Origin of the sequence: Streptosporangium sp. NBC_01810 (genome assembly GCF_035917355.1) — a bacterium.
Lineage (GTDB): Bacteria > Actinomycetota > Actinomycetes > Streptosporangiales > Streptosporangiaceae > Streptosporangium.
Genome location: NZ_CP109070.1, coordinates 6,149,942 through 6,174,321, shown reverse-complemented (window position 1 = coordinate 6,174,321; position 24,380 = coordinate 6,149,942). Strand labels below are relative to the sequence as shown.

26 protein-coding genes and 3 pseudogenes are annotated in these 24,380 nt (G+C 69.7%); 9 read left to right on the top strand and 20 right to left on the bottom strand.

Annotated elements, in window-relative coordinates; genetic code table 11:
* Positions 1-82: 82 nt before the first annotated feature.
* Complete coding sequence (locus OIE13_RS27450) at positions 83-856, top strand: SDR family NAD(P)-dependent oxidoreductase (RefSeq protein WP_326635190.1); 774 nt, start codon at positions 83-85, stop codon at positions 854-856.
* On the opposite strand, the gene hpnH is transcribed toward OIE13_RS27450, so the two are convergent.
* From hpnH to OIE13_RS27410, 8 genes are all read right to left on the bottom strand, one after another.
* The gene (hpnH, locus tag OIE13_RS27445) at positions 822-1,826 is read right to left on the bottom strand and encodes an adenosyl-hopene transferase HpnH (RefSeq protein ID WP_326635192.1); all 1,005 of its coding nucleotides are present in this window, start codon (positions 1,824-1,826) and stop codon (positions 822-824) included. The genes OIE13_RS27450 and hpnH overlap by 35 nt on opposite strands.
* Positions 1,729-2,451, bottom strand: a complete 723-nt coding sequence (locus tag OIE13_RS27440) for a phosphorylase family protein (RefSeq protein ID WP_326635194.1) — start codon at positions 2,449-2,451, stop codon at positions 1,729-1,731. The genes hpnH and OIE13_RS27440 overlap by 98 nt, the downstream gene beginning before the upstream one ends.
* The gene (shc, locus tag OIE13_RS27435; protein ID WP_326635196.1) at positions 2,448-4,346 is read right to left on the bottom strand and encodes a squalene--hopene cyclase; all 1,899 of its coding nucleotides are present in this window, start codon (positions 4,344-4,346) and stop codon (positions 2,448-2,450) included. The genes OIE13_RS27440 and shc overlap by 4 nt, the downstream gene beginning before the upstream one ends.
* Before the next feature lies 1 nt (position 4,347).
* A complete protein-coding gene (locus tag OIE13_RS27430) occupies positions 4,348-5,361 on the bottom strand; it encodes a polyprenyl synthetase family protein (protein WP_326635199.1) in 1,014 nt (337 codons plus the stop codon).
* Positions 5,358-6,683 (bottom strand): hydroxysqualene dehydroxylase HpnE, encoded by a 1,326-nt coding sequence (gene hpnE, locus OIE13_RS27425; RefSeq protein ID WP_326635201.1) that lies wholly within the window; start codon positions 6,681-6,683, stop codon positions 5,358-5,360. Before hpnE ends, OIE13_RS27430 begins: the two co-directional genes overlap by 4 nt.
* Positions 6,680-7,564 carry a presqualene diphosphate synthase HpnD gene (hpnD, locus tag OIE13_RS27420; RefSeq protein WP_326828898.1) on the bottom strand — a complete coding sequence of 295 codons (885 nt, stop codon included), beginning with the start codon at positions 7,562-7,564 and terminating at the stop codon, positions 6,680-6,682. Before hpnD ends, hpnE begins: the two co-directional genes overlap by 4 nt.
* A complete protein-coding gene (hpnC, locus tag OIE13_RS27415; RefSeq protein ID WP_326828897.1) occupies positions 7,551-8,378 on the bottom strand; it encodes a squalene synthase HpnC in 828 nt (275 codons plus the stop codon). The genes hpnD and hpnC overlap by 14 nt, the downstream gene beginning before the upstream one ends.
* A gap of 200 nt (positions 8,379-8,578) precedes the next feature.
* Positions 8,579-9,394 carry a polysaccharide deacetylase family protein gene (locus tag OIE13_RS27410; protein WP_326635207.1) on the bottom strand — a complete coding sequence of 272 codons (816 nt, stop codon included), beginning with the start codon at positions 9,392-9,394 and terminating at the stop codon, positions 8,579-8,581.
* A gap of 29 nt (positions 9,395-9,423) precedes the next feature.
* Here OIE13_RS27410 and OIE13_RS27405 point away from each other — a divergent pair.
* A pseudogene (locus OIE13_RS27405) lies at positions 9,424-9,852 on the top strand (MGDG synthase family glycosyltransferase); the annotation flags it as partial.
* Between the two features lie 38 nt (positions 9,853-9,890).
* On the opposite strand, the gene OIE13_RS27400 reads toward OIE13_RS27405, so the two are convergent.
* Both OIE13_RS27400 and OIE13_RS27395 read right to left on the bottom strand, forming a co-directional pair.
* Positions 9,891-10,334 carry a hypothetical protein gene (locus OIE13_RS27400; RefSeq protein WP_326830339.1) on the bottom strand — a complete coding sequence of 148 codons (444 nt, stop codon included), beginning with the start codon at positions 10,332-10,334 and terminating at the stop codon, positions 9,891-9,893.
* Between the two features lie 208 nt (positions 10,335-10,542).
* Positions 10,543-11,382 (bottom strand): DMT family transporter, encoded by an 840-nt coding sequence (locus OIE13_RS27395; RefSeq protein WP_326635209.1) that lies wholly within the window; start codon positions 11,380-11,382, stop codon positions 10,543-10,545.
* A gap of 42 nt (positions 11,383-11,424) precedes the next feature.
* On the opposite strand from OIE13_RS27395, the gene OIE13_RS27390 reads away from it, so the two are divergent.
* The 3 genes from OIE13_RS27390 (at position 11,425) to OIE13_RS27380 (ending at position 13,222) form a co-directional block, all read left to right on the top strand.
* A complete protein-coding gene (locus OIE13_RS27390) occupies positions 11,425-11,550 on the top strand; it encodes a hypothetical protein (RefSeq protein ID WP_326635211.1) in 126 nt (41 codons plus the stop codon).
* Positions 11,551-11,941: 391 nt separating this feature from the next.
* Positions 11,942-12,307, top strand: a complete 366-nt coding sequence (locus tag OIE13_RS27385; protein ID WP_326635213.1) for an iron chaperone — start codon at positions 11,942-11,944, stop codon at positions 12,305-12,307.
* Positions 12,308-12,700: 393 nt separating this feature from the next.
* A complete protein-coding gene (locus tag OIE13_RS27380) occupies positions 12,701-13,222 on the top strand; it encodes a phospholipase (protein ID WP_326635215.1) in 522 nt (173 codons plus the stop codon).
* Between the two features lie 115 nt (positions 13,223-13,337).
* Here OIE13_RS27380 and OIE13_RS27375 read toward each other — a convergent pair whose 3' ends face one another.
* From OIE13_RS27375 to OIE13_RS36840, 3 genes and pseudogenes are all read right to left on the bottom strand, one after another.
* Positions 13,338-13,574, bottom strand: a complete 237-nt coding sequence (locus tag OIE13_RS27375) for a MarR family winged helix-turn-helix transcriptional regulator (RefSeq protein ID WP_326647114.1) — start codon at positions 13,572-13,574, stop codon at positions 13,338-13,340.
* A gap of 40 nt (positions 13,575-13,614) precedes the next feature.
* A pseudogene (locus OIE13_RS27370) lies at positions 13,615-14,319 on the bottom strand (RNA-guided endonuclease InsQ/TnpB family protein); the annotation flags it as partial.
* Positions 14,320-14,377: 58 nt separating this feature from the next.
* Positions 14,378-14,476 (bottom strand): annotated as a pseudogene (locus OIE13_RS36840) (transposase); the annotation flags it as partial.
* A gap of 167 nt (positions 14,477-14,643) precedes the next feature.
* Here OIE13_RS36840 and OIE13_RS27360 point away from each other — a divergent pair.
* Positions 14,644-15,180 carry an alpha/beta fold hydrolase gene (locus tag OIE13_RS27360; protein ID WP_326635216.1) on the top strand — a complete coding sequence of 179 codons (537 nt, stop codon included), beginning with the start codon at positions 14,644-14,646 and terminating at the stop codon, positions 15,178-15,180.
* A 58-nt stretch (positions 15,181-15,238) separates the two neighbouring features.
* On the opposite strand, the gene OIE13_RS27355 is transcribed toward OIE13_RS27360, so the two are convergent.
* Both OIE13_RS27355 and OIE13_RS27350 read right to left on the bottom strand, forming a co-directional pair.
* A complete protein-coding gene (locus tag OIE13_RS27355) occupies positions 15,239-15,370 on the bottom strand; it encodes a hypothetical protein (RefSeq protein ID WP_326635218.1) in 132 nt (43 codons plus the stop codon).
* Between the two features lie 55 nt (positions 15,371-15,425).
* Positions 15,426-15,680, bottom strand: coding sequence for a hypothetical protein (locus OIE13_RS27350; protein WP_326635220.1), 255 nt, complete (start codon positions 15,678-15,680; stop codon positions 15,426-15,428).
* 629 nt (positions 15,681-16,309) lie between these two features.
* Between OIE13_RS27350 and OIE13_RS27345 the strand changes: the two genes are divergently transcribed.
* Positions 16,310-16,576, top strand: coding sequence for an RNA-guided endonuclease TnpB family protein (locus OIE13_RS27345; RefSeq protein ID WP_442811731.1), 267 nt, complete (start codon positions 16,310-16,312; stop codon positions 16,574-16,576).
* A 330-nt stretch (positions 16,577-16,906) separates the two neighbouring features.
* Here OIE13_RS27345 and OIE13_RS27340 read toward each other — a convergent pair whose 3' ends face one another.
* From OIE13_RS27340 to OIE13_RS27320, 5 genes are all read right to left on the bottom strand, one after another.
* On the bottom strand, positions 16,907-17,653 hold the full coding sequence (locus OIE13_RS27340; protein WP_326635222.1) for a DUF2071 domain-containing protein: 747 nt from the start codon (positions 17,651-17,653) through the stop codon (positions 16,907-16,909).
* Between the two features lie 131 nt (positions 17,654-17,784).
* Complete coding sequence (locus OIE13_RS27335) at positions 17,785-18,177, bottom strand: isochorismatase family protein (RefSeq protein ID WP_326635224.1); 393 nt, start codon at positions 18,175-18,177, stop codon at positions 17,785-17,787.
* Positions 18,178-18,225: 48 nt separating this feature from the next.
* Positions 18,226-19,698 carry an NADH-ubiquinone oxidoreductase-F iron-sulfur binding region domain-containing protein gene (locus tag OIE13_RS27330; RefSeq protein ID WP_326635225.1) on the bottom strand — a complete coding sequence of 491 codons (1,473 nt, stop codon included), beginning with the start codon at positions 19,696-19,698 and terminating at the stop codon, positions 18,226-18,228.
* Between the two features lie 19 nt (positions 19,699-19,717).
* Positions 19,718-20,221, bottom strand: coding sequence for an aromatic-ring-hydroxylating dioxygenase subunit beta (locus OIE13_RS27325; protein WP_326635226.1), 504 nt, complete (start codon positions 20,219-20,221; stop codon positions 19,718-19,720).
* Complete coding sequence (locus OIE13_RS27320; RefSeq protein WP_326635228.1) at positions 20,218-21,540, bottom strand: aromatic ring-hydroxylating oxygenase subunit alpha; 1,323 nt, start codon at positions 21,538-21,540, stop codon at positions 20,218-20,220. Before OIE13_RS27320 ends, OIE13_RS27325 begins: the two co-directional genes overlap by 4 nt.
* Positions 21,541-21,728: 188 nt before the next feature.
* On the opposite strand from OIE13_RS27320, the gene OIE13_RS27315 reads away from it, so the two are divergent.
* Together OIE13_RS27315 and OIE13_RS27310 are read left to right on the top strand one after the other, a co-directional pair.
* Positions 21,729-22,682: an alpha/beta hydrolase gene (locus OIE13_RS27315; RefSeq protein WP_326635231.1), complete on the top strand. Its 954-nt coding sequence runs from the start codon at positions 21,729-21,731 to the stop codon at positions 22,680-22,682.
* Entirely contained in the window at positions 22,683-24,326 is a 1,644-nt protein-coding gene (locus OIE13_RS27310) for an AMP-binding protein (RefSeq protein WP_326635233.1), read from the top strand.
* Positions 24,327-24,380: the final 54 nt, after the last annotated feature.

Below are 24,380 nucleotides of genomic sequence, written 5' to 3'. Positions count from 1 at the left end.
GGACGGACGGGAGCACCATGGGAAACCACCTCGGGGGTGCTCTCCCGAGGAGACCCTGACATCCGTACACCGGAGGATCGAGATGAGACTCGCGGGCGCTCGCGTGCTGATCACCGGTGCGTCGTCCGGCATAGGGGCCGCGACCGCGCGGGCGATGGCGGGCGTGGGGGCCCGCCTCGTCCTGTCGGGGCGCGATCGGGACAGGCTTGAGGCCGTCGCCGCGGAGACCGGCGGCCAGGCACTCGCCGGCGACCTCACGACGGACCTCGCGAGCCTGGCCGGGCACGCGGGGCCGGTCGACGTGCTGGTCGGCAACGCCGGGTGCGGGTGGGCGGGACCGTTCACCACGATGCCGGACGAGACCGTCGAGCGCCTGGTCGCGGGGAACCTGACCGCTCCCATCCTGCTGACCCGGGCGCTGCTGCCCGCCATGATCGAGCGCGGCCGGGGACACCTCGTCTTCGTGGCCTCGATCGCCGGAGCGATCGGTGTGCGGGACGAGGCGGTGTACGCCGCCACCAAGGCGGGCCTGCTCTGCTTCGCCGAGAGCCTGCGGTACGAGCTGCGCGGGATCGGCGTGTCCGTCGTGCTGCCCGGCGTGGTGGAGACCCCGTTCTTCGAGCGGCGCGGCGCCCCCTACACACGGCGGTGGCCCGCGCCGATCCCCGCGGAACAGGTCGCCCGGGCGATCGTCTCCGCCGTCGAGCGTGGCCGGCCCGAGTCGTACGTCCCGGGCTGGCTGCGGCTGCCGGCCAGGCTGAAGGGCGTGGCGCCCGGCCCCTTCCGCGCCCTCGCCGGGGTGTTCGGAAGACAGCCGGAGCTTAGCCGCCGCCCAGAGCCCGGAGCGACTCCTTGAGGGAGGTGAGCGTGGCGAAGACGGCGGTCGGCTCGTATCCGCAGTGGGCCATGCAGTTGGCGCACCGGTCGTCGCGCCCCCGGCCGTAGGCGTCCCAGTCGGTCTCGGTGACCAGCTCCCGGTAGGTGGCCGCGTAGCCGTCGGACATGAGGTAGCAGGGGCGCTGCCAGCCGAAGAGCGAGTACGAGGGGATGGCCCACGCCGTGCACGGGAAGTCGATCTTCCCTTCGAGGAAGTCGAGGAAGAGCGGTGTGTGGTTGAACCTCCACCTCCGCCGGTTCCCGTCGGAGAACGCCTTGCGGAACAGCTCCCGGGTCTCCCGCACGCCGAGGAAGTGCTCCTGGTCGGGCGCCTTCTCGTACGCGTACCCGGGAGAGATCATCATCTCGTCGACGCGGAGATCGTCGTTGAGATAGTTGAGCACGTCGATGACCGTCTGCGGGCTGTCGGTGTTGAAGAACGTCGTGTTCGTGGTGACCCGGAAACCACGGCGCCGGCACTCCCTGATCGCGGCGACCGCCTCGTCGAACACGCCCTCCTTGCACACCGACTCGTCGTGGCGCTCGCGCATGCCGTCCAGGTGGATCGTCCACGCGAAGTACCGCGAGGGCTTGAACTGGTCGATCTTCCTGGGGATCAGTAGCGCGTTGGTGCACAGGAACACGTACTTCTTCCTGGCGACCAGCTCCCTGACCAGCTCCCCTATCTGCGGGTGCATGAGCGGTTCCCCGCCCGCGATCGAGACCATGGGCGCGCCGCACTCCTCGATGGCGGCCAGGGCCTGCTCCACCGGCATGCGCTGTTTCAGCACGTCGGCGGGGTGCTGGATCTTTCCGCAGCCCGCGCAGCTCAGATTGCAGGCGAACAGGGGCTCAAGCTCCACCAGAAGCGGGAACTTCACCCGCCCGCGAAGCCTCTGGCGGAGGATGTAGCCGCCGATGCGAAGACTCTGGCGGATCGGTGTCGGCATCTGGGTTGCATCTCCTTGGGTGATGGAACGGGACGGACTCCTCGGGGAGAGCGGCTGAGATCGCGGCGGCCCAGCGCGCCAGGAACGGACCGAGCCGGCACAGTGTGCGGTATGCCACGATGCCGCCGCGTATCGTGGCCGGCCGCGACAGCGCGGCACCGGCGACGTCGGCGACGACGCGCAGAGCGGCGAACGGCAGGCCGGGTACCGCACCCGCCAGCGGCCCGGTCTCCATGTCGACGGCCGACGCCCCCTCGGCGGCGAGCCCGCGGCGTTCGGCCCCCGTCACGATGTGATCGGAGGTGACCAGCGGTCCGGTACGCGCGGACAGGCCGGCCCGCGCCAGCTCTTCGGCCAGCGGCCATGCCGAGGGACAGGGCACCGTCCGGCCCCCGAAGCGGACCTCGCTCGCCACCAGCACGTCACCCGGGCGCAGGCCCTCGTCGAGGGCCCCGCAGAAACCGGTCACCGCCAGCGCGCCCGCGGACGGGAGCCGAGCCGCCGCGCCCGCGGCGCGGCGCGGGCCCATCCCGGTCCGGATCACCTTCACGTCCTCGACCGAGAGGCCGCTCCGTACGGCCCGCGCCTCGACGGCCAGGGCGGTGCAGATCAGCAGGCCGGTCACCCGGCCTCCACGGCGACCGCCTCGTCCCTCAGGGCGGGGTGGGGGTGCGAGGACACCCCTCGTGAGCGCACGTAACGACCCAGCGCGCTGATCGGGAAGACGAGCCGGTAGAGGTGGTAGTTGATGTAGAAGGCGCCGGGGAAGCCGGTCCCGGTGAAGTACGGCTCGTCCCAGCCGCCGTCCGGGCGCTGATGGCCGACCAGCCACTCCACGCCCCGCTCCACCGCCGGTGACCGCTCCCCGGCGGCGAGCAGCGCCATCAGGGCCCACGCCGTCTGCGAGGGCGTGGAGTGGCCGCGCCCGATCCAGCGGGGATCGGTGTAGGAGCGCAGGTCCTCCCCCCAGCCGCCGTCGTCGTTCTGGTGCCTCTCCAACCAGGCGACGGCACGCCGTACGCACGGCCTGCCGGGGCGTACGCCTGCCGCGATGAGCGCGGGGAGCACGGCGCCGGTGCCGTAGACGTGGTTGGCCCCCCAGCGGCCGAACCACGATCCGTCCGCCTCCTGCGCCCTCAGCAGCCAGACGACGGCACGCCGCACGACGGGGGAGTTCGGCCGCTCCTGCGCCAGCGCCTCGACGACGTGGGCGGTGACGTCGGCGGACGGCGGGTCGATGACCGCGCCGAAGTCGCAGAACGGCAGCTTCTTCACCATCTCCCGGGTGTTGTCGGCGTCGAAGGCCCCGAAGCCGCCGTCGCGGGACACCATGCCCGTGATCCAGCGCACCCCGCGGTCGATGGCCGGCCTGGCGTCCGGGTGACGCACCCGGCGCAGGGCGAGGATCGCCTCCGCCGTGTCGTCGATGTCCGGGTAGCCGTCGTTGTCGAATTCGAAGGCCCAGCCGCCGGGTGCCAGCGAAGGGCGCCGTACGGACCAGTCGCCGGGGCCCCGGATCTCCTCGGTGAGCACCCAGCCGGAGGAGGCGACGAGGGCGGGATGGTCGGCGGGCAGGCCGGCGTCGAGAAGAGCGTTGACCGCGAGCACCGTGTCCCACACGGGGGACTGGCAGGCCTCCAGTCTGCGGCCTTTCTCGTCCCGGATGGTGAACCTGTCGAACCCCTCGATGCCCTTCCTCATCACCGGGTGGTCGAGGGGGTAGCCGTGCAGGCTCAGCGCGATCAGCGAGTACACCCACGGCGGCTGGATGCCGCCCCAGGAGCCGTCCGCCTCCTGCCTGGCCACGATCCACTCGGCGGCCCGCCTCAGCGCGATCCGCCGCAGGCCGGGGACGGGACGTCGCCGGTAGCGGTGCAGGGCGCGGTCGAGCATGCCGAACGGCCCGCGGGGGTGCGGCGGTGCGGGGCGTCCGGTGCGCAGCTCGGCCAGGTCGAACGGGAGCGGTCGCACCGGGCGGTGCGCGCTCACGATGGTGAGCGGGACGATCGTCTGCCTGGCCCAGCAGGCCCAGTCGTAGACGTTGAGCGGGAACCAGCGCGGCAGGAACATCATCTCGGGGGGGAGCACCGGGAGGTCCTCCCATCGCCACTGCCCGAACAACGCCAGCCAGATCCGGGTGAACACCCGGCCGGCCTCGATCCCACCGGATTCCCGGACGAACCGGGCCGCGGCTCGCAGGTGAGGGGCATCGGTCCGGTCACCGGCGAGCCGTAGCGCGGCATACGCCTCGATCGTGGTGGACAGGTCGCCGGGGCCGCCGTGGAAGTTGGCCCAGGTCCCGTCGTCGCGCTGCTCGGAGCGGATCCATCGGGCCGCCGCGGCGGTGTCCTGTTCGGTACGGATGCCGAGGAACTCCCTGAGCAGCAGGTCCTCGGCGTCCATGGTCACGTTCGTCTGCAGCTCGCCCTTCCACCACCCCTCGGGCGACTGGAGGCCGAGCAGGTGGTCGCATGCCGCGTCGAGGGTGAGCTCGGCGGGAGTGGAGGCGGCGGTGGTCATGTCAGTGGCCCCTGGATGTGAGGAAGCGGACGATGTCCAGGAATTCGGCGCGAACGTCCGGGGGCATGTCCGCGCCGGCGAGATGGTGTTCGGCGACGTCGAGCCGGTGTTTGGCCTCGGTCTCGGCCCAGGACCGCCCGCCCGCCTCCTCCACGAGCCGGGCGGCGTCGTGCAGGTCGGACTCGGAGAGCGGCTCAGGAGCGGCCAGCAGGCGGGCGAGCCGCCGGCCGGCCGGTGTGTCGCTGGTGAGCGCGGCGACGATCGGCAGCGACTTCTTGCGGGCACGCAGGTCGGAAAGGACCGGCTTGCCGGTCGTCTCGGGGCTGCCCCAGATGCCCAGCAGGTCGTCGACGAGCTGGAAGGCCAGGCCGGCCTGGGTTCCGAACGCCGTCAGGCCGGCGATCAGCGGAGCGGGGCCGTTCATCACCGTCGCACCGATCGAGCAGGCACAGGCCAGCAGGGAGCCGGTCTTCTGCGTGGACATCCGCCGGCACTCCGCCAGGCTCACCTCGGCGAGCTGTTCGAACTCCAGGTCGAGCGCTTGGCCGGCGATCAGCTCCCGGGTGGCGACGGCCAGGTGCCGTGCGGCCCGCAGGCAGGGGAGGCCGTCTCCGTCAAGCAGCAGCTCCGCCGCGAGCGAGAGCAGGGCGTCGCCGGCGAGGATGGCCGCGGAGCAGCCGAAGACGGTCCACGCGGCCGGCCGGTGCCGACGCATCCGGTCGCCGTCCATGATGTCGTCGTGCAGCAGCGAGAACGCGTGCACGAGTTCCACCGCGGCGGCGACCGGCAGGCCCTGCTCCGCGTTTCCCCCCGCCGCCCTCGCCGACAGCATGGCCAGCGCGGGGCGTAGCGCCTTGCCGCCGGAGGCGACGGGCAGGCCCGCAGGGTCGGCCCAGCCGAGATGGTAGGCGGCGACGCGCGAGGTCAGCGGGTCGAGCCGGGCCACCGCGTCCCGGAGTACCGGCTCCACGAGTTCGCGGGCGGCCGTGACCGAGGGTGGGATGACCGCCGTCACCGGGCGAAGTCCCTCTTCAGATGACGCCTGACCAGACAGGTCGCGTTGAGTCCGCTGCGCACGGCAGCCTCCATCGTGTCGGGCCAGCCCGTGTCGGTCCACGCGCCGGCGAGAAACAGTCCGGGCCACCGGGTGGCGGCCTCGGGGCGGAGCGCGCCACTGCCGGGGCACTGGCGGAAGGTGGCGCGACGTTCTCTCGTGACGAAGAAGTCGATGATTCGCGCCTGCCGCGCTCCCGGGAAGATCTGCTCAAGCGCGGGTACGAACGTGGCTCGCACCCGCGCGGTGGACGTGTCGATCCACCGGTCCGCCGCGGAGACCGAGACCGCGAGGTACTGGCCTTCGCACAGTCCCGCGGCCCGGGTCTTGTCGAACACCCACTGCACGGGCGAGTCCACGACCGCCGCGAACGGCACCCGGGTGACCCTCCGGTCGTAGACGACGTGCACGTTGACGATCGGGCTCGCGTTCAGGCCGCGCCAGCGCTCTCTGCCGGGGGCGGCCTCTTCGGGGACCAGGGCCGCGGCCTGCTCGTGCGCCGTGGCGACGATGACGGCGGACGCCTCGACCCGGCTGCCGTCCACGATCACCGAGTCCGGCTCGATGGCGGTGACCTTCGCCGACAGGCGTACGGCACCGCCGCGCCGTTCGATGGCGGCCCGGGCCGCGGTGCCGTGCAGCTCGCCGAGGGGCACGGCGGGAACACCGATGTCGGCGGCTCCCGCCCGGCCGAGCAGCGCGGTCTTGAAGACCATCGCCGCGGGTCCCAGGGCCGCGCCCTCGACCCCGACGTTCAGGGCCGCCATCGCGAACAGCTCCCAGAGGGCGTGTCGTGCGCGCTCGCGTTGCCCGTGGGCGGTCAGCCAGCTCCCGAGATCGGTCAGGTCCAGCGCGGGGTCGGCCGGGTCGAGGCGGCGAAGGGCGAGTGAGACCCGCATCGCGCGCAGCCGGTCGGCGGGCTTGAGCAGCTGGTATCCGGCCAGCGCGGGCAGCAGGTGGAACGGCCCGGGCAGCACCCCGCGCCTCAGCCGCCCGCATCGCCCCGCCGGGGTGAGCACCCGCACGTCGAACCGGTCCTGCAGGTGTACGCGTCCGGCGACGCCGAGCCGGTCGAGCAGGCCGCGATAGGCCGTGCAGCAGCGGAGGAACACGTGCTGGCCGTTGTCGACGCTCAGCCCGTTCCTGACGAAGGAGCAGGTGGCGCCACCCAGCCTCGGCCGGGCCTCGTACAACGTCACGCGGTGACCGGCCTCCCCGAGCGCGACGGCGGCGGCGATGCCCGCCAGCCCGCCGCCGACGATCGCGACCGGAGCGGGGCTCATCGGGTCGCCCCGGCCAGGGCTCGCGCCGCCACCATCGCCTTCTGCCACGGAGGCAGTGACAGCCGCGAGGCCAGTGCCTCGGCGGGATCGGCGGCGATGCGGCCGAGCAGGCACCGGTAGATGCCGGCCATCGCCGCGGTGCACGCCGCGCTGCGCACGTCGAGCGCGGTCAGCAGGCGCATGCCGTCGTCGAACCAGTCGCGCGCCCGGCCGGCCTCGAACCGCATCAGCTCGGTGAGCCGGTCAGGAGGGTCGGTGAACCTGCCGGAGGAGTCGATGTTCAGGGTGCAGCCGAATCTCCTGAGGTCCTCGGCGGGGAGGTAGGTCCGCCCGGCCAGCCGGTCCTCGCGCACGTCCCGCAGGATGTTCGTGATCTGCAGGGCCACTCCCAGCGCGTCCGCCAGCTGCGCCACTCCCGCCGCGTTCTCGCCGTCCCCGCTGCCTTTGGGGTCCTCGGTGCCGAAGACCCCGAGGGAGAGCCGCCCGATCGACCCGGCGACGCATCGGCAGTAGCAGAGCAGTTCGTCAAAGTGCTCGTAGGTCTCCCCGCGTACGTCCGCGGCGCAACCGTCGATCAACTCCTCGAACGCGGAGAGCGGCAGTGGGTAGCGGAGGGCGGTGTCGTGCAGCGCGACCAGCACCGGGTCCTCGGGGTCGGGCCGTGCCCTGCCGAGCGCGGCGCGCGCGCCGGCCAGATCGGTCAGGCGCCGCCCGTCGGGGCCGTCCCCGTCGGCGATGTCGTCGATCCGGCGGGCGAACGCGTAGACGGCGCTGAGCGCGCGGCGCTTGGGAGTCGGCAGCAGCCGGAGTCCGTAGGAGAAGTTCCGAGCCTGACCGCGGACGATCTGTTCGCAGTGCCGGTAGGCGTCAGCGGTGTCCACGGTCGTACCCCCTGCTCGTGAGGATCCGCAGCCACGCCGTCAGGAACCGCGTGCCGCGCGGGCGCACGGCGCTGCCGAGCACGTCGTGACCGGCCCGGGCCAGTGCCGCGGTGGTGGCCCGGCCGCCCGCGACGTAGCCCGCGATGGCGAGGCGGGCGAACCCCGTCGCCGATCGGGCGAGCCGGTCTCCCTCGTCGAGCAGCCGATCGGCCCGCCGCGTCTGAAGCGCGACGACATCGCGCAGCCGCGCCGAGGCGGTGGTCTCGGCGAGATCGTCCTCGCCGCAGCCGAACCGGCGCAGATCCTCTCCCGGCAGGTAGACCCGGCCTCGGGCGTAGTCCTCCGCGATGTCCTGGCAGTGCTCGATGATCTGCAGCGCCGTGCACACCCGGTCGGACAGGGCCAGGTGCGAGGGAGTGACCATGTCGAACACGTGCAGCACGATGTGCCCGACGGGGTTCGCGGACAGCTCGCAGTAGGAGAGCAGGTCGTCGAAGGTGTCGTATCGGCTGACCGTCTGGTCGCGCCGGTTGGCCTCGATCAGCCGGCGAAAGGGCTCGGCCGGGACGGAGCAGGTCTCGACGGTCCGCGCGAGAGCGCGGACGACCGGCAGGCGGGGCACCCGCCCGGCGTACAGGCGGGCGAGGTCGTCGTCGACGGTGTCGAGCAGCCGGAGCGGATCCTCGGTCTGCGCCTCGTCCCCGATGTCGTCGACGGCCCGCGCGAAGCCGTACACCGCCAGGAGGTGACGGCGACGGGTACGCGGCAGTAAACATGAAGCGACCGGGAAGTTCTCCCTGCGCGCTTTGAGCATGACGTCCCGCGTATCGGCTCCCCTCCAATTCATAAATTGAGGTTGTCCCCGGCGGGCTGTTATAAACGCGGATGAACGATCTACTGGTTTTTATCGGTGGGAGCTGGGAAAATATTTAGTATCGCGTTATATCCCTGCTTTTGGAAAAAAGATGAATGCTTTGCCGGGAGGTGATCCGGGTCGGGTCCGGGTAAAAGAAGTCACAAAACACGGTGCGGTTTTTCCAGCGCGCTTTTTTGAGGAGCGGTGATCTGAGGAGCGGTGATCTGAGGAGCGGTGATCTCACGAACGTCATGAAGGACCGCGCGGCCGCCGGAGACGCCGTGCTCCCGCAGCGGTCCGATCCGCAGACCCGCGGAGCGGCAGCGAGCCACCAGTTCGGGCAGGGCGCCGAGCCCCGACCGCCAGGAGCCGGGGGCCGAGGTGTGGTCGGAGTCGTGCAGCAGGAGCGTCGCTCCGCCGCGCACGCCGGGGGCCAGCGTGGCCAGCACGGAGGCCGGGTTCGCCGAGCGTGTCCAGTCCCTGCCCCAGGCGGTCCACAGGACGGGCCGCAGCCCCCGCATCCTGGCGGCGAGCAGCGTCTCGGCGCTGAGGACGCCGTAGGGCGGCCGGTACCATGCGGGGCCGACGCCGGTGACGGCGGTGACCAGGTCGGCCGCCCTGCCCATCTCGGCGGCCATCCGGCCGGGGCGGGTCAGCAGGGCGTTCTCGTGCGACCAGCCGTGCACCGCGATCTCATGGCCGTCCGCGACGATACGGCGGCCCAGCGAGGGATGACGTTCGAGCATCTCGCCGAGGACGAAGAACGTGGCCCGGCAGCCGAGCCGCTCCAGCTCCTCAAGGAAACGCGGTGTGGATCGCGGGTCGGGCCCGTCGTCGAAGGTCAGCGCGACGTGGTCGGCGAGGCCAACCCCGGCGAGGCCGGGCAGCAGGCGGCGCACGGAGGGCAGCCAGGTCGCCGCGGGCCCCACGTGCAGAACGGCCAGACCGGCGAGGGTCAGCGCGGCACGGTTCACCGTGTCAAGTCTGCGTCACGGGGGTCGTGATGCCAACGCGACGCACTGTGCTGATCGTCAGCGCCGGTATGGGAGCCGGGCACGACGCGGTCGCGGTGGAGCTGGCCAGGCGGCTCGCCGCCGAGGGCGTCGAAGCGGAGATCGTCGATGTCCTGAGGCTGCTTCCGTTCCGGCTCGGAGCGGCGCTGCGCGGGTGGTACGGCTGGATGATGCGCTCCGCGCCCTGGCTGTACGCGCTGATCTACCGGGTCTTCTTCGTGTCGGACCTGGCGCTGCCGACCTCGCCGCTGACGGTCCTGGCCGCGGCCCGGCTGCGCGGGCTCATCCGCCGCCGGACGCCGGCCGAGGTCGTCTCGACCTTCCACCTGGCCGCGCAGGCGGCCGGCCACCTGAGGCGGCGTGGCCGCCTGCCGGTTCCCAGCACCGTCCTGCTGACCGACTTCGCGGCGCATCGGCTCTGGTTGCATCCTGGCAACGACCGGTATCTCTGCTCGGATCAGGCGACCGCTCGCGCCGTCCACGCCGCGACCGGCCGCCCGGCGTTCTGCCACGCCCCCCTCGTACGCCCGGAGTTTCGGCGGGCGGGGGGCAGGCGGTCGGAGTTCCGGTGGTCCGGGGTCCGGTGGTCGGGGGTCGGCACGGCGCCGGTGCGTTCCCGGATCGGTGCCCGTGCCGGGGATCGGCTGGTCCTCGTCTCGGCCGGTGCCTGGGGGGTGGGAGGGGTCAGGGAGACGGCTCGCGTCCTGGCGCGTTCGGGACGATATCTGCCCGTCATCCTCTGCGGGCACAACCGCGAGCTGCGCCGTCTGCTGCGGCATGCCGGTGTCGCCCTCGGCTGGTGCGATGACATGCCGGACCTGATGGCCGCCGCGTACGCGCTGGTGGACAACGCGGCGGGCCTGACCTGCCGGGAGGCGATGGCCGCCGGAGTGCCGGTCATCTCCTATCGGCCGATTCCCGGCCACGGCAGGGACGGTGCGCGGGCCATGGCGCGAGCCGGGCTGAGCGTGTACGCGGGTGACGCGGGGGAACTGCTCGCCGCGCTGGACCGGTTCGGACCCGGCGCGGAACGGGAGCGGCAGATCGCCAGGGGAGCCGCCCTGTTCGCCTTCCCACCCGCGGAGTCCTTTCTCATCTCCGCGAGGTTCTTACTTGATGAGCGGCGACCGGCTCAGCAGGATGCTGCCGTAGAAGATCAACCCCACGCCGATGAGCTCCGGGACGACCCACCAGCCCAGCCGGATGCTCTCGCCGAACAGCGCGACGCCGTACACGATGCTGGCCACGGGATCGGCGATGTTGAGCGTCGGCTGCACGACCACCAGGGGCGCGCTGCTCAGCGCGCTCTGCAGCACGAAGACGCTGAACAGGCCGGCCACGATCATGGCGTAGAACGCCCAGCTGGTCAGGATGCCGGCGTCCTCCGCGGCGAAGATCTTGGTGTTCTCCTTGATCAGAGCGGCGGTGAAGGCGAATCCCAGGGCGGAGGTGATCCCCAGTAGCGCCCCCCGGGACGCGCCGCTGTGGGTCTTCGCCATCGAGATCAGACCGGCGGCGACGCCGACCGTCACGACCACGGTGATCAGCCAGAGGTCCATGGTCGGGGACCGGGTTCCGCTCTGTCCCGGATCGGCGGAGACGAGGAAGACGGCCAGCCCGATGGTCAGGATGCCGATGGCCAGCCACGACTCCCGGCCCAGCCGGACCCGGAACATCCACGAGACGAGGATCATCGTGAAGGGCAGCTCGGTGACGAGAATCGGCTGTACGAGAGCGAGGGCACCGAAGTTCAGCGCGGCCGCCTGCAGCAGGAAGCCGGCGATGAGCGCGCCGATGCCGCCCAGCCATGAGGGTTGCCGGATCAGGTATCCGATCAGTGCCAGCTTGAACACGCGGCTCTGCGGCGCGGTTCGCGCCGCGCGCCGCTGCAGCACCGATGAGAGGGCGTTGCATGCGGCGGTGAGCACGGCCAGGATCGCCGCGGTCACCGGCGCACGGCTTTCCGGCTCCCGATGGTGTGCCGTCCGTCAATGAAGATCATCGAGCGTGTCACCCTTGCTGCCGGGGCAAGCGCGGTGACCGCCGGAACGCATCCCGTGGTGACGGCGTGTCCGCGGGACATGAATCCCTCCTCGACCTTGGCTTTCATGGCCTGAGGGGGTGATCGCCCCCTGTCACGGGTTGATCACGTGATGCGGGCAATGTCACCTTAATTCAGCGGCGGAGGGCAGGGCGGTAAATGCCGCGCGCCACGCGGGCACCGGTCCGCCACGAAGAATTCTGGTGGTGTTGAGACTTTCTACGGTATTCAGCTGATATTTGTGGAGTTGCGGGATGGCGGCGGCCATCTTCCGGGAGGTCCGCCGGAAAGTGGTTGTCGGACCTGCCTCTACCCTCCCGGCATGGATCTGAGGCGGCTCACGGACGAGGTCGAAGCGGGCGACGTCCGCGCTTCGGACAGGGCACATCGTGTCGATGTCGCCTGCTGTGCCCGTGCGATCCGCGATTACCACAAAATCGTGCTTAAAAACGACATACGCTTTGCCCATGGTGCAAAGCAATGCGGAAAACGTGGACGGTTACCTCGCCGAGGTGCCCGACGAGCGTAGGGCGGTCCTGACCGACCTACGCGAACTGTGCCGTACGGAACTCAAGGGCTTCACCGAGGTCATGGCGTATGGAATGCCCGCATACGAGCGGGACGGCGTCGTTGAAATCGCCTTCGCAAGCCAGAAGCAGTACATCTCCTTCTATCTCATGCGCAGCGACATCCGCGCGGCCTACGAACAGCGTCTGGCCGGGCAGGACATGGGCAAGGGCTGCCTGCGCTTCCGCAAGCCGGAAAAGATCGATCTCGGCCTCGTACGGGATCTGCTGACGGCCACCGCGGCCGGACCGGGCAAGATCTACTGACGCGGAGGGGCGCTGGACCGGGTTGCGATACCCGGGCGGTAACACACTCACCGGCAGCGTCTCCTCCGGGACGCGAACCCTCCCTGCCGAAATGGACGGGCCGGTGGGGACGGCTGTGATGGCCGTCCGCTCCGGTGCCGAGTCTCGGTGACCTGGGGGAGCGGGTCGCCGACTACCCCCGGACCACCGCGAACAGGGGCCCACTCTCGTGATTCGGCCTTTCAAAACGCGCCATTACAAGATGTTGTAATTCCTGTAAAGAGCGATCGTTTACGAACACCCATGCCGATCTTGACGAAGATCCGTTCCGGCGCATCAGGTTATTTCGTTTCATTGTTAGGCGGTGGCAGAAACCTGCCGTGAGAGGCATCCCCCAGACAAAGGCAGAGCCCCATGGTCAAACGATCCCTCGCAGCCGCCGCCCTCTCCCTCGTTGCATTACTCGGATTAACGCTGCCCGCCTACGCGGTGACACTGGAGCAAAAGCTCGCCGCACTTTCCGGTTTCACTCAGCCCACCGCGTCCAGCGCCGCCGGTTGGCGCGCTGCGTGGCAGAACCAGGCGGGCTGGGCGGACTACGCCTTCAACTGGTCGACCGACCTCTGTTCGGGCAGCCCCGATCAGCCGCTCGGCTTCGACTTCAGAACGCCGTGCCGACGGCATGACTTCGGCTACCGCAACTACAAGGCGGTGAGCCGGTTCCCGGCGAACAAGGCGCGCATCGACGACGCGTTCTACTTCGATATGAAGCAGGTCTGCGCGGGATATTCCAGCATCCCCAGAAACACCTGCAACGGCCTCGCCTGGACCTACTACCAGGCGGTCAGGGAATTCGGCACCCTCAACGTCACCGAGGCGCAGATCGAACGAATCCGGCAGACCGCCGAACAAGCCGCCCGGACCACCGAGATGTGACCCGTCCTCGCGGGATCACCCCCACCCGCCGACCTCCGCCGGGCCGGTTTCGCGGAGTTCGACCGCACAGTTGACAGCGGCCAACTCGAATTCCAACGTTCGCACCGGCCCGGGCTTAATCCATGTCGACGTTGTCGAGGAGTTGGAGGAGGCGCGAGAGCACCTGGACGCAGGCGGCGACCTCGGTGTCGGTCAGGTCGCCGCCGACCTGGCGCAGCACCGCGCGCTCGCGGTCGATCACGGCGGTGATGGCGGCCTGGCCCTCCTCGGTTAACTGGATGAGGGAGGACCTCTTGTGCGCCGGGTTGGGGACGAACTCGACCAGGTGTCGCGCGGCAGCGTCGTTGATCATGCGGGGCGGCGACCCGGGCCACCGCCTTACGGCGCCGCATAGAGCCCCGCTTCTTACGCGCCAAGTCTTGCTGGGCGGCGGCGAGCCGGTCAGCGGACGCGGCCAGATGGCGCGGGTTGTCCAGGTGCTCACCGTCGGAGGTCGTCACCGGCGACGCCACGCCCAGGTCGATGCCGACGACCGCGCCGGTCGCGGGCAGCGGTTCGGCGGGCACGTCGTCACACGACAAGATCACGTACCAGCGGGAACCCTCCCGTTTCACGCCGACCGTTTTCACCATGCCGCGAACGGCACGGTGCCGGTGGACGCGGAGGTGTCCGATGCCCCGGAGACGTACGAACGTCGCGGACGGGTGTTCGGGCTGGGAGTCCCAGCGGCAGCCGTCGCCGTCTTTGGGCCACTCGACGGTGTCGAAGCGCCCCTTGCCCTTGAAGCGGGGAAAGCCCGGGGTGCGCCCGGCCTTGAGGCGGGCGAAGAATGCGGCGAACGCCTTGTCCAGGCGGCGCAGGGTGGCCTGCTGGGAGGAGAACGACCACCGACCCTGACCGTCGGCGTCATCGGCGCGGATGTGCTTGAGGTCGGCCGACTGGTCGCCGTACTTGATGCTCACCACCGCTTTGGCGTAGGCGGTGCGGCGGTGTTCCAACGCGGCGTTGTAGAGGGCGCGGTGATCGTCCAGGCACGCGGTGAGCGCGATGACCTGGTGGGCGGTGGGGCGCAGCGGGAACTTAAACGACCTACGCACGCGCACCCCCGCTTGTGGGGGTGCGCTCGTACTGAGTCTCGATGTAGCGCCGCACCGTGCGGGTCTTCACCCGGCCGCCCAGAACGGGGCGGCGGTACTTTGGGCACCACACCACGTGGTATCCGAGGTCGTACGCCGCGCCGGGGGAGGTGCGCACCTGACGAGTCACACGATCATTGCAATAGTTCCGCGCATCTACTGTGGCGACGAACGGAGAACGCTGATGCGTAAGCCAGACGGGTCACTGCACGCTCGGGCCTTGGCGGTCCTCCCGCTCCCGATTCCCCCGTCGTCTGAAGGCGACAGTCCCCTCGGGAGGAACTGATGGGGGCAAGCGTCGCGGTCGACACGGCGCTTGAGCACCCGGAACTGGTCAGCGCCGTGGTCGTCAGCGGCGCCGGGACCAGCGAGCCGTATTTCACCGACCCCTGGACCACCCGGGCCATGGCCGTGTGGCACTCGGCGATGGCCGCTGGTGATCTTGATGCCTCGGTCGAGGCGGTCACGCTCTTCGCCGCGGGCCCGCACCGCACCCTCGACGATCTCGACCCCGAGGTTGTGAGCCGCCTGCGCAGGATGGCCCGGGGCACCATGTCCAAGCACACCGGCGACGAACCCAACCGGCTCGTCCCGGTGCGCGACACCTGGGACCGCGCCGCCAAGATCGACGTTCCCGTGCTGGCCATCAACGGCGCCATCGACTCGCCCGACCACATCGGCATGGCCGAACGCCTCGAACGCCTCGTCCGCACCGTTGCCAACGGCCGCGCGATCTCGGTCGACGGGACCGCCCACTACCCCAACATGGAGCGCCCGGACATCTTCCACGAGATCCTCGAAGGCTTCCTGCGCACCGTGTGACCACACCGCCGACAGTTCCGATCAGCGCCTTCCGGCACGTATCCGGCGCGGAAACGAATCACCCCTCTTCGGGAAGCAGGCCGCCGGAGGCGAACACGATCCCGGGGACCGTCATGTGCTCGTGCCGGTCGATCCGGAACCGGAAGGGCGTCTCCTGGATGAGTCTCGTGGACGTGTCGTATCGCGTCATGTCTCCACCTGACGCATCGGGGTGGCCGCCGTGAGCCCGTCGCGGTGGAGGCGTGTCACCCCCCGCCCTTGACGAGGCCGGCGGCGAGTAACAGTTCGTGAGCGAGCCGCGCGGCCTGCTCGGGATGCGTCTGCCCGGACTCCTCCATGGGGCCTGCCTCCATGCCCCGCGCGAGGGCCAGATTGGCCTCGGCCAACACTTGGATCTGCTTCTCGATCCTGCTGACCCGGGCCTTGAGAAGGTTCAGTTCGACCTCAAGCGGATGCGTTTCCCCGGATGCCGGAACCGTACTGGGTTTGGCCTGAGACATCAGACCCACCTCCCAGGAAGTGTTCTCCTTTCCACCCTTGCCGGGGCCGATACTCGCGGCACAGGGACTTACGTCCTTCGTTGGCCGGTCCATAGGTCCCATCGACGGGACCGTTCCGGTGCCGCCGTGCTCAGCGATCGGCCGCTCCGCGCGGGGCCGGCTGGATGCCCTCTTGGGGGTTTTTGGTAGGTATTGCCAAATCGTGGCACCGGACCTCGGCCGATGAACGGGGAGTTGGGTCTGGTCGACTTCGAGCGGTACGCAGACGCTGAAAGAGGCACAGCCCGCGCCGCGTCCTCTCTGAGCCGGGAAAACAGGGGGCGGGTCAGGGCGGGTCGAGTCCCGGTGATGCCCCCTGAGTGACCGTGGTTCCCGCCTGTTCCGGCACGCGATCGATCGTCCCGAGTAGTAGTGTCACAGCCACAACGCCTGGGAGGTCGGTCGTGCGCTTGGAGACGCCCAGCGGTTACGTCGATGCCGTCGGTACGTGGCTCGCGGGACGATGCGTTCCATTGGCTTCGAAGAGCCACCAGAATGACCCGAAAGCCTGAAACCCGATCCATGGCCATCGCCCATGCCGTACCCATCCGAGATAAGCGAACCCGCGCTGTCGACTTTGGCGGAATGAGCTGGGGGAACAGGGGCGCAGAGCCGTCTCCGACGCCTCCTGGCGGGAACTGCGCAGCATGCTGGAGTACAAAGCGCGGTGGTACGGGCGGGAACTGCGGGTCGCGGACCGGTGGTTCCCCTCCTCGAAGCTCTGTTCCGCCTGCGGCGCCGTTCAGCGGTCCATGCCGTTGAACGTCCGGTCGTGGGAGTGCGCCTGCGGCGCCGTCCACGACCGCGACGTCAACGCTGCGAAGAACATCCTCGCCGCCGGGCTGGCGGAGAGGTAAAACGCCTGTGGAGGGCAGGTAGGACTCGACCCGCGAAAGCGGCGAGGGCGCGGCCCGACGAAGATCGAGGACTCCTCCACGGTGGAATCGCGCCGCCCTCGCGGCGCCGTGGCCACTCTGGAGGCCGCTTTCCTCCGCTCCGCATCCGCTGGGTATCCGTGCGCGCTCAGCCGTGTATCCGCCAGGTATCAACGCCTGGGAGCCGGGGTGCAAGCGGTGGGCAGCCTGATCACCGGGATAGCTATCCGCCGAGGGGATGGGGACAGGGGGAGGGCGCTCGGCGCAGCAACTATCCGCACGTGAAGGTGGAACCGCCGGTCCTCTCATACCTCAACTGGACGGGCGGAAGCGGCGGGGCGGGGTGTGGATGTCGAAATGCAGCCGGGGCTGGATCAGGACCGAGTGCGGCGGCATCTCCGAAGTGATCAAGCCAAGGCGCTCGAAAACCGGGAAACTCGCGGAGACGGCCGCGAAATGCCGCGGGCGCATCGGCGGGTGCCAGATGCTGTAGGTGCCCACCCGCTCGTTTCGGCGCCGGTACCAGCCCTTAGTGGGATGGGTGAGCAGTTCCATCCAGTGCGACTCGCCGGTGAAACCGTCCAGCCACGTGGGAGGCTCGGGGAGCTCGGCCGCCTCGCAGGCGGCGCCCCCGGCGTTCAGCCGCCAGCGCGCCGGGGTGCCGTTCCACTCGGCCTCGATGCGGATGCGGTCGCGACTCCAGGGCATGCCCCACAGGTGCCGCGGGATCGCGACCACGGGGTGATCCAGGCTGGTACCGAAGAACCACACACCTGGCTCGCCGTACGCGGTGACATAGGCGCGGTAGTTGATTTGTCCACATGTGATAGCCGCCGGTGGGCAGAACCGGAAATGAAAGTCCCGGTCCCGGAAGACGACGGCAGAGACAAGAGCGCCTTGGCCGTCATCGAAGGCCAATCTCATTGGGGTGAACCCGGTGGGCAGGTGCCGGGCGAGCGCATCGGTGGGCACCCGGTAGCTGACAATCGCGAAGTCGTCCAGCTCGGTCTGCGCATGGTGCCAGCGTGGGTGCGGCCGGGGCGTGCCACGGAAGGTCATGCCCGGAAAGGATACGGCGGTGGGTCCGTGGCCAACAGGTCTTCCCGCCTCCCTCGTTCCAGCCGGAGGGGCGACAGCCTGGAGATGGAGGGGCAAGGTGGTTTTCGCCGCCATTTCCACTTTCCAATGAGTCATCTTGGTACGGGACCTTGATCCCAAGGGGTGAAGGCAATCGGACCTTTCGGAGGATCGATGAGTTCGGGACCTACAGGGAGAAGTAGGCACCCGGCCCTCGTTGAGTTTTTTCTTTTGGGAGCCTCGACGGACCGATCGTTGAGGAGTGGTCCGTGGGGGAACAGCGGGCCGAAATCGGCGAAACCGCGATAGTACTGCTGGCGGGTGAAGACGACGGGGATACCGGCCGTCCGTGCGGCGGAGACGACCGCGGCATTGGCGTCGACGACGCGGGCGATGTCGTACAGCGGCGCGCCCAGCACGTCGTACATGGCGCCTTTGGGATGGCAGAAGCTGTTCTGCATGTCGACCACGAGCAGGACGTCGACTTCAGGGGCGATGGTGGCCACGGAACTCCTCAAATCGGGGAATCAGTCAGCGCGGAGGTGGCACGCCGGTCATCGGATTGGGCAGCCGTCGGTGGTGTGCGCCCGGGTCACCTCGGCGAAATTCCTGAGCAGCGACAGCGCCAGCCGCGCGGCCCCGTCGGGCAAGCGGCACACCCCACGGTCGAACAGCGTGCTCATGAACAGGTCAAGTTCGGCTACCGCCTCGGGCCCGCCGGTCCCGGTCTCCAGGCCGCGCAGCAACCCGGCCATGTCCGGCAGCCCGCGGGAGCAGGGCGGGCACTGGTCGGCCGTCTCGGCCGCGAAATAGCCGACGATCTCGGCCGCCACCCCCACCGGGCAGCGGTCCGCGCCGATCACCTGGACCGACTTGGTGCCCAGCGATGCTCCGGCGGCGGCGAGCGCGGCCGGGGTCAGCGCGATGTCGAGGGCATCCGGGGTGAGGAGACCGCCCGCGTAGCCGCCGACGAGCACCGCACGGGCGCCCTCGGCCAGCCCGGTCTCGGCGAGCAGATCACGTAGGGCGTAGCCGTAGGGGCGCTCGACGACGTGATAGGGCCCGCCGAACGGGCCAACGGAGAACAGGCCGGTGCCCGGTGCCTCCTCGGTGCCGGCGGCGCGGAACTCGTCGGCGCCCAGTGCCGCGGCCAGCGCGACCTGGGCCAGGGTCTCCACGTTCTGCACGAGGGTCGGGCGGCCGAACACGCCCGAGTCGCTGGGGAACGGCGGCCGCAGCCGGGGCACGGCGGGTCCACCGCTGAGGAGGCTGATCAGCGCGGTCTCCTCACCCGCGACGTAGCTGGTGGGCACCTTGTGGGTGCGGATCTCGTAGCCGTCGAGGAGACCGAGTTCGGTCGCCTCGGTGATCGCCGCCGTCAGCGCGTCGTGCTCGGCGATCGCGTCCTCATCGACGGCGGCGATGGCTTCGGTCGCGCCGACGGCCCGCATCGCGAGCCGTATCCCGTCGAGTACGAGCCCGGGCCGGTGGGTGAGAAGGTGCCGGTCCTTCATCGTGCCGGGTTCGCGTTCGGCCCCGTTGACCACGACGATCGATCGCTCGGCTCCGGCCACTCGCCGCCATTTGGCCGCGGTGGAGAACGCCGCGCCGCCGTGCCCGCGGATCCCGGCTCGTTCGACCAGGTCGAGCAGAGCATCGCGGTCGTGGTGGGCCCAGCCGCCGCGTCGCTGCCAGTCCGGCACCGACTCCGGTGCGTCGAGCAGCAGTCGCGACGGCGCCGCGACGGAGGTGGGAGGTGCGGCCACCGGTGCCGGTCGCGCTGGCGGCAGGGGTGCCTCGAAGATCGCGTTGCGCGGGCACATCGCGTCGGCTTCGAGGCCCCGCGCCCGGACGTCCGGGTCCTCGGCGGCCAGGCGCTCCGATCCTGGGACCACATAGGCGATCCCGTACCGGTCTAGGGCGAACAACTCGGGGGCGATGAGCACGCAGACGCCCTGGCCGTCACAGCGGGTCGCGTCGATCCTGAAACGTAGCGACTCGCGGCTTTCGGCCAGGCGGCGGTCCATAACGTTCGTCCGTTCGTCGCTAGAGGATGATGCTCAACGAGCCGTGCTCGTCGAGGGTCTCCTGATCGAGTTCGGCGCGGCGGAACGCGATCAGGAAGGAGTCCCCGTCCGGGAGCAGGCGGTAGCGGTACTGCCCGACGTAGCAATGGGTCTGGGCGCCGCGCGTACGATAGACCGCGAAATTTGCCCCGACCTGGAGCTCGCCGGAGGGCAGGACGGCGAGCACCCGCACGTTCCCGACGATGCGCCGGGTGCGCGACCACGGGAACTCGCGGTGCGCCTTGCGGCTGTTGAGCCGCTTGACCCGCGCGCCGATCATCGACCTGGTGTCCGAGATGAGCATCAGGGTGGTGTCCGGGCGGCCGTCGGGCCGGTCGGTGCTGGGCACCTCGTAGCGCGCGTCCGGGGTGAGCAGGGCCAGCCAGTCGTCGAGCCGCCACTCATCGAGCAGGGCGGCTTCAGCGTAGAGGAAGTCCTCGATCTGGGCGCGCAGGGCGGTGCCGGTCGGCACTGTGGCGGTCATGACCGCGCCGCCGGGGTGCTGACCTGCGGTGCCTCGACGTCGACGATCTGTTCTGGAAACCCGGCACCGTCCAGTTGCGACGCCCAGGCCCGCCAGAACGTGCGGATCTGCAACTCGTCATCGGGCTTGGGGACCCTCGTCATGCCGCGCGAGATGTCGCTCCACTCCACGTCGGGCTGCGCGGCGTAGCCCTGCTGGCAGGACTCCAGGGCCTCGACATCGTCCGGACTGGCGAACCCGCCGGGGCCCAGAAAGGTCAGGAAGCTGTCCAGGCGGCGCTGCAGCGCGGCGCTTCCTTCGGTCTCCTCGGCGGGAGCCAGAGCCCACGCCTCCACTGAGACCCGGTCCGGGGCCACGGGCTCGACGCGGCGGATGGTGATGGCGGCCACGTCATTGATGATCAGATTGGGGAAGATCAGCAGGTTGCGGAAGGTCTCGGCCATCCGCCGACCGCGTTCCGCCCCGTAGCGGTTGATCAGGTCGGCCCGTTTGGCCTCGATCTCCGGGCGGGCCTGCTCACCGAAGAACGGCTCCCAGTAGGCGATCGGCCTGGCCCAGGCCGCCTGGCTCTCGATGACGGCGTGCCCGTTGCCGAGGTCGAGTCCGCCGCCGGTGCCCAGGGCGGCCGGGTTCTGGCCACCGCCGCTGTCCTTGACGAAGTCGATGTAGGTCGCGTGCACCGTCGGGGCGTGGTAGCCGTCGATGCTGTTCTCCACCATCAGCTTCCAGTTCGAGCCGACGCTGTAGCGGTGGGTACCGCCCACCACGCGCATGCCCTCGTCCGCCTGGTCCAGCACGAGATCGAGGTACTCCAGCGTGGCGCCCAGGTAGGTACGCAGGTCCACGGCGTGCTCGTCGTAGTTGAGGAAGTACAGTCCCCGGTATTCCTCGACCCGGGCCGGGCCGCGCAGACCGTAGTCGGCCTTGTCGAACCCGGGGCCGTAGGCGTCCGCGCCCGGGGTGACCACGAGCCGCCCCCTCGTGTCGAAGCTCCATGCGTGGTAGAAGCACTGGAACACGCGCGTGTTCCCGGATTCCTCCCGGCACAGGGTCGCGCCGCGGTGGGTGCAGGTGTTGAAGTGCACCCGGACGGTGCCCGCGCTGTCCCGGAGGAAGATCACCGGCCGGCCGGCGACCCAGCGCCGGACGTAGTCACCGGGCTTGGCGACTTCCGACTCGTGTCCGACATAGAGCCAGCACCGCTGGAAGATGCGTGCCTGTTCGTCGGCGAAAACCTGCTCGGAAGTCATCGATGACCGGTGCACGCGGAAGACACCCTGCGACCGGTCGTCGATGACCAGCTCGTTTCGGTAGGCCATGCGAGGTCCTCCTGATTGTCGTTCAGGACAGCCGTAGTGTCCGGCAGCCGTCATTACGGCTCGCGTTAACCGTTTCCGGACGTGGGGCTTCTTTTCTCGTGAGCGAGCGTGACCTCGATAACGCGGCTGATAACGCGGACCGCTGACGCTAGCGGTGTTCAGCCCGCAAACGAGAGGAGCCGTTCGCCATGACCGTGCAAGAGGTCGCCTTCAACAGCGGGGGAGAGACGGTCCGCGGTGACCTCTATCTACCCGAGGGTGAGGGCCCGTTTCCCGTCGTCGTGATGGCCGGCGGCTGGTGCTACGTCAAGGAGCTCCGTCAGCCGCAGTACGCGAAGGAGTTCGTCGCGCGCGGATTCGCCGCGCTGGTCTTCGACTACCGCCGGCTGGGCGCCAGCGACGGTGAGCCGCGCCAGCATTTGCTGCCCTGGGACCAGATCGAGGACTACAAGAACGCCATCACCTACCTGGAGGGTCGCACCGACATCGACGCCGACCGGATCGGGGCCTGGGGCATCTCCTACAGCGGTGGGCACGTGCTGATCCTCGGCGCCGTGGACCCACGGGTGAAGGTCGTGGTCAGCACCGTGCCGGTGATCGACGGTTACGAGAACATGTGGCGCGTGCACGGCTCGGAGCGCTTCCGCAAGCTGCAGGACGCGATCGTCGAGGACCGCCGCCAGCGCTTCGAGAGCGGCCGGCACACCTACATCCCCATGTCGGGCACCCCCTCCGGCCCGCACGACGAGCTGGTGACCTGGCCCTTCGACGAGGTCAAGACGGTCTTCGAGGAGCTGAAGGCCACCCAGGCGCCCAGCCACGAGCACCGCAACACCATCGAGTCGGTGGAAAAGCTCATGGAGTACGACGTCACGCCGTACGCCAGGCGGCTGGTCAACAAGCCGGTAATGATGATCGTGGCGCACAGCGACGACATCACGCTGTGGGACCTGGAGACCGCGGTCTTCGACTCGCTTCCGACCGCGGACAAGAAGCTGGTCGTGCTGCCCGGCACCAGTCACATGACGCTGTACAGCAACCTGACCGCGCTGGATCTCGCGGCTCGGGCGGCGGGCTCGTGGTTCTCCACACATCTGGCGGAGCTGCCCACCATCGGCAGCCGCATCCAGGAGTTCTCGTAGGTGATCCGGCTCCGCATCCCCGCTGACCGGCGCGACCGCCACCGGCGCGCCGGTCACTGGCGGGATCGGTTCGTCGACGGCTTCGTCGCTGAGGCCGCCCGCGTCCGGCCCGACACGGTGGCGGTGGTGGACGGGGCGAGGACCCTGACCTATCGCGAGCTCGAGCACTCGGTGCAGGCGGTGGCGGCGGGCCTGGCGGAACTCGGCGTGCGGCGCGGCGAGGTCGTCTCCTGGCAGCTGCCGAACTGGTACGAGGCCGTCGTGCTGCACCATGCGGTGCTCCGGCTGGGTGCGGTCAGCAACCCGATCATCCCGATTTACCGCCAGCGCGAGGTCCGCTACATCCTGGCGCAGGCGGAAAGCCGGGTCGTCGTGGTGCCCGGGACCTTCCGGGGCTTCGACTACCCGGACATGGTCGCGCAGCTGCGCCCGCAACTGCCGGACCTGCGGCATGTCGTCGTCGCCCGGTCCACGGACGAGGCGGCGCTGCCGTTCGAGGACCTGCTCGGCGGTGACCCCGGCAGCCTCCCACCGGTCACCCGCGGCGCGGACGACGCGATCCTGCTCATGTTCACCTCCGGCACGACCGCGGACCCGAAGGGCGTGCTGCACACCCACAACACACTCGACTACGAGAATCGCAGCATCATCGAGGTCTATGACCTCGGCGCGGACGACGTGGTGTTCATGCCCTCACCGATCACCCACATCACCGGGCTGCTCTACGGCCTCCAGCTGCCGGCCATGCTCGGTACGCGGGTCGTGCTGCAGGACATCTGGGAGCCCACAGCGGCGCTGCGGCTGATCGAGACGGAGGGCTGCTCGTTCACCGTCGCGGCCACGCCGTTTCTGCACGGACTCGTCCACCATCCCGAGCTCGCGTCGTTCGACGTGACCTCGCTGCGCGTGTTCGCGTGCGGGGGTGCCGATGTGCCACCGGCACTGATCCGGCAAGCCGGCGACCTGCTCGGTTGCACCGCGACCCGGGTGTACGGCTCGACCGAGTTTCCGACCTTGTCCACCTCGCCGCCGCACGCACCCGAGGACAGGCGCGCCGAGACCGATGGGAGGGCCATCGCGCCCGCCGAGTTCCGCATCGTCGATGAGGCCGATAAGGATGTCCCGGTCGGCGAGGTCGGCGAGCTGCTCGTACGTGGACCCGAGCTTTTTCCGCACTACCTGCGCGATGCCGACAACGACGGTGCCTTTACCGCTGACGGCTGGTTCCGTACCGGAGACCTCGCGGCGGCCGACGCCGGGGGATACATCGCGATCCGCGGGCGCAAGAAGGACATCGTGCTGCGCGGCGGGGAGAACATCAGCGTCATCGAGGTCGAGAACCTGCTGTTCGAGCACCCGGCGGTGCGGGAGGTCGCGATTGTCGCGATGCCTGATCCGGTGATGGTCGAACGGGCCTGTGCGTTCGTCGTCCCCGTGCCGGGCGCGACGCCGACTCTCGACGAGCTGGTCGCGTTTCTGCTGGGCAAGCAACTGGCCAAGCAGAAGCTGCCGGAACGGCTCGAGATCGTCGCGGAGTTGCCGAAGACCCAGTCCGGCAAGGTCCAGAAGTTCCGGCTCCGCGAGCACGTCCAGGAAAGGCTCAAGGCGGCGGGGGAGCACCCGGCCCCGGGCGTGAACCGGTAACGCGCGTGGTAATCGCGTCGCGCGAGCCTGAAGTCATCGAGGCGGTCATCCGGG

Coding starts and splice junctions, on each gene's coding strand:
- OIE13_RS27450 (WP_326635190.1), top strand. CDS start 83: ATGAGACTCGCGGGCGCTCGCGTGCTGATCACCGGTGCGTCGTCCGGC.
- hpnH (WP_326635192.1), bottom strand. CDS start 1,826: ATGCCGACACCGATCCGCCAGAGTCTTCGCATCGGCGGCTACATCCTC.
- shc (WP_326635196.1), bottom strand. CDS start 4,346: ATGACCACCGCCGCCTCCACTCCCGCCGAGCTCACCCTCGACGCGGCA.
- hpnE (WP_326635201.1), bottom strand. CDS start 6,683: ATGAGCCCCGCTCCGGTCGCGATCGTCGGCGGCGGGCTGGCGGGCATC.
- hpnC (WP_326828897.1), bottom strand. CDS start 8,378: ATGCTCAAAGCGCGCAGGGAGAACTTCCCGGTCGCTTCATGTTTACTG.
- OIE13_RS27400 (WP_326830339.1), bottom strand. CDS start 10,334: ATGACCGGCACTCCGGCGGCCATCGCCTCCCGGCAGGTCAGGCCCGCC.
- OIE13_RS27390 (WP_326635211.1), top strand. CDS start 11,425: ATGAAGATCATCGAGCGTGTCACCCTTGCTGCCGGGGCAAGCGCGGTG.
- OIE13_RS27385 (WP_326635213.1), top strand. CDS start 11,942: ATGGTGCAAAGCAATGCGGAAAACGTGGACGGTTACCTCGCCGAGGTG.
- OIE13_RS27380 (WP_326635215.1), top strand. CDS start 12,701: ATGGTCAAACGATCCCTCGCAGCCGCCGCCCTCTCCCTCGTTGCATTA.
- OIE13_RS27375 (WP_326647114.1), bottom strand. CDS start 13,574: ATGATCAACGACGCTGCCGCGCGACACCTGGTCGAGTTCGTCCCCAAC.
- OIE13_RS27360 (WP_326635216.1), top strand. CDS start 14,644: ATGGGGGCAAGCGTCGCGGTCGACACGGCGCTTGAGCACCCGGAACTG.
- OIE13_RS27355 (WP_326635218.1), bottom strand. CDS start 15,370: ATGACGCGATACGACACGTCCACGAGACTCATCCAGGAGACGCCCTTC.
- OIE13_RS27350 (WP_326635220.1), bottom strand. CDS start 15,680: ATGTCTCAGGCCAAACCCAGTACGGTTCCGGCATCCGGGGAAACGCAT.
- OIE13_RS27340 (WP_326635222.1), bottom strand. CDS start 17,653: ATGACCTTCCGTGGCACGCCCCGGCCGCACCCACGCTGGCACCATGCG.
- OIE13_RS27330 (WP_326635225.1), bottom strand. CDS start 19,698: ATGGACCGCCGCCTGGCCGAAAGCCGCGAGTCGCTACGTTTCAGGATC.
- OIE13_RS27325 (WP_326635226.1), bottom strand. CDS start 20,221: ATGACCGCCACAGTGCCGACCGGCACCGCCCTGCGCGCCCAGATCGAG.
- OIE13_RS27320 (WP_326635228.1), bottom strand. CDS start 21,540: ATGGCCTACCGAAACGAGCTGGTCATCGACGACCGGTCGCAGGGTGTC.
- OIE13_RS27315 (WP_326635231.1), top strand. CDS start 21,729: ATGACCGTGCAAGAGGTCGCCTTCAACAGCGGGGGAGAGACGGTCCGC.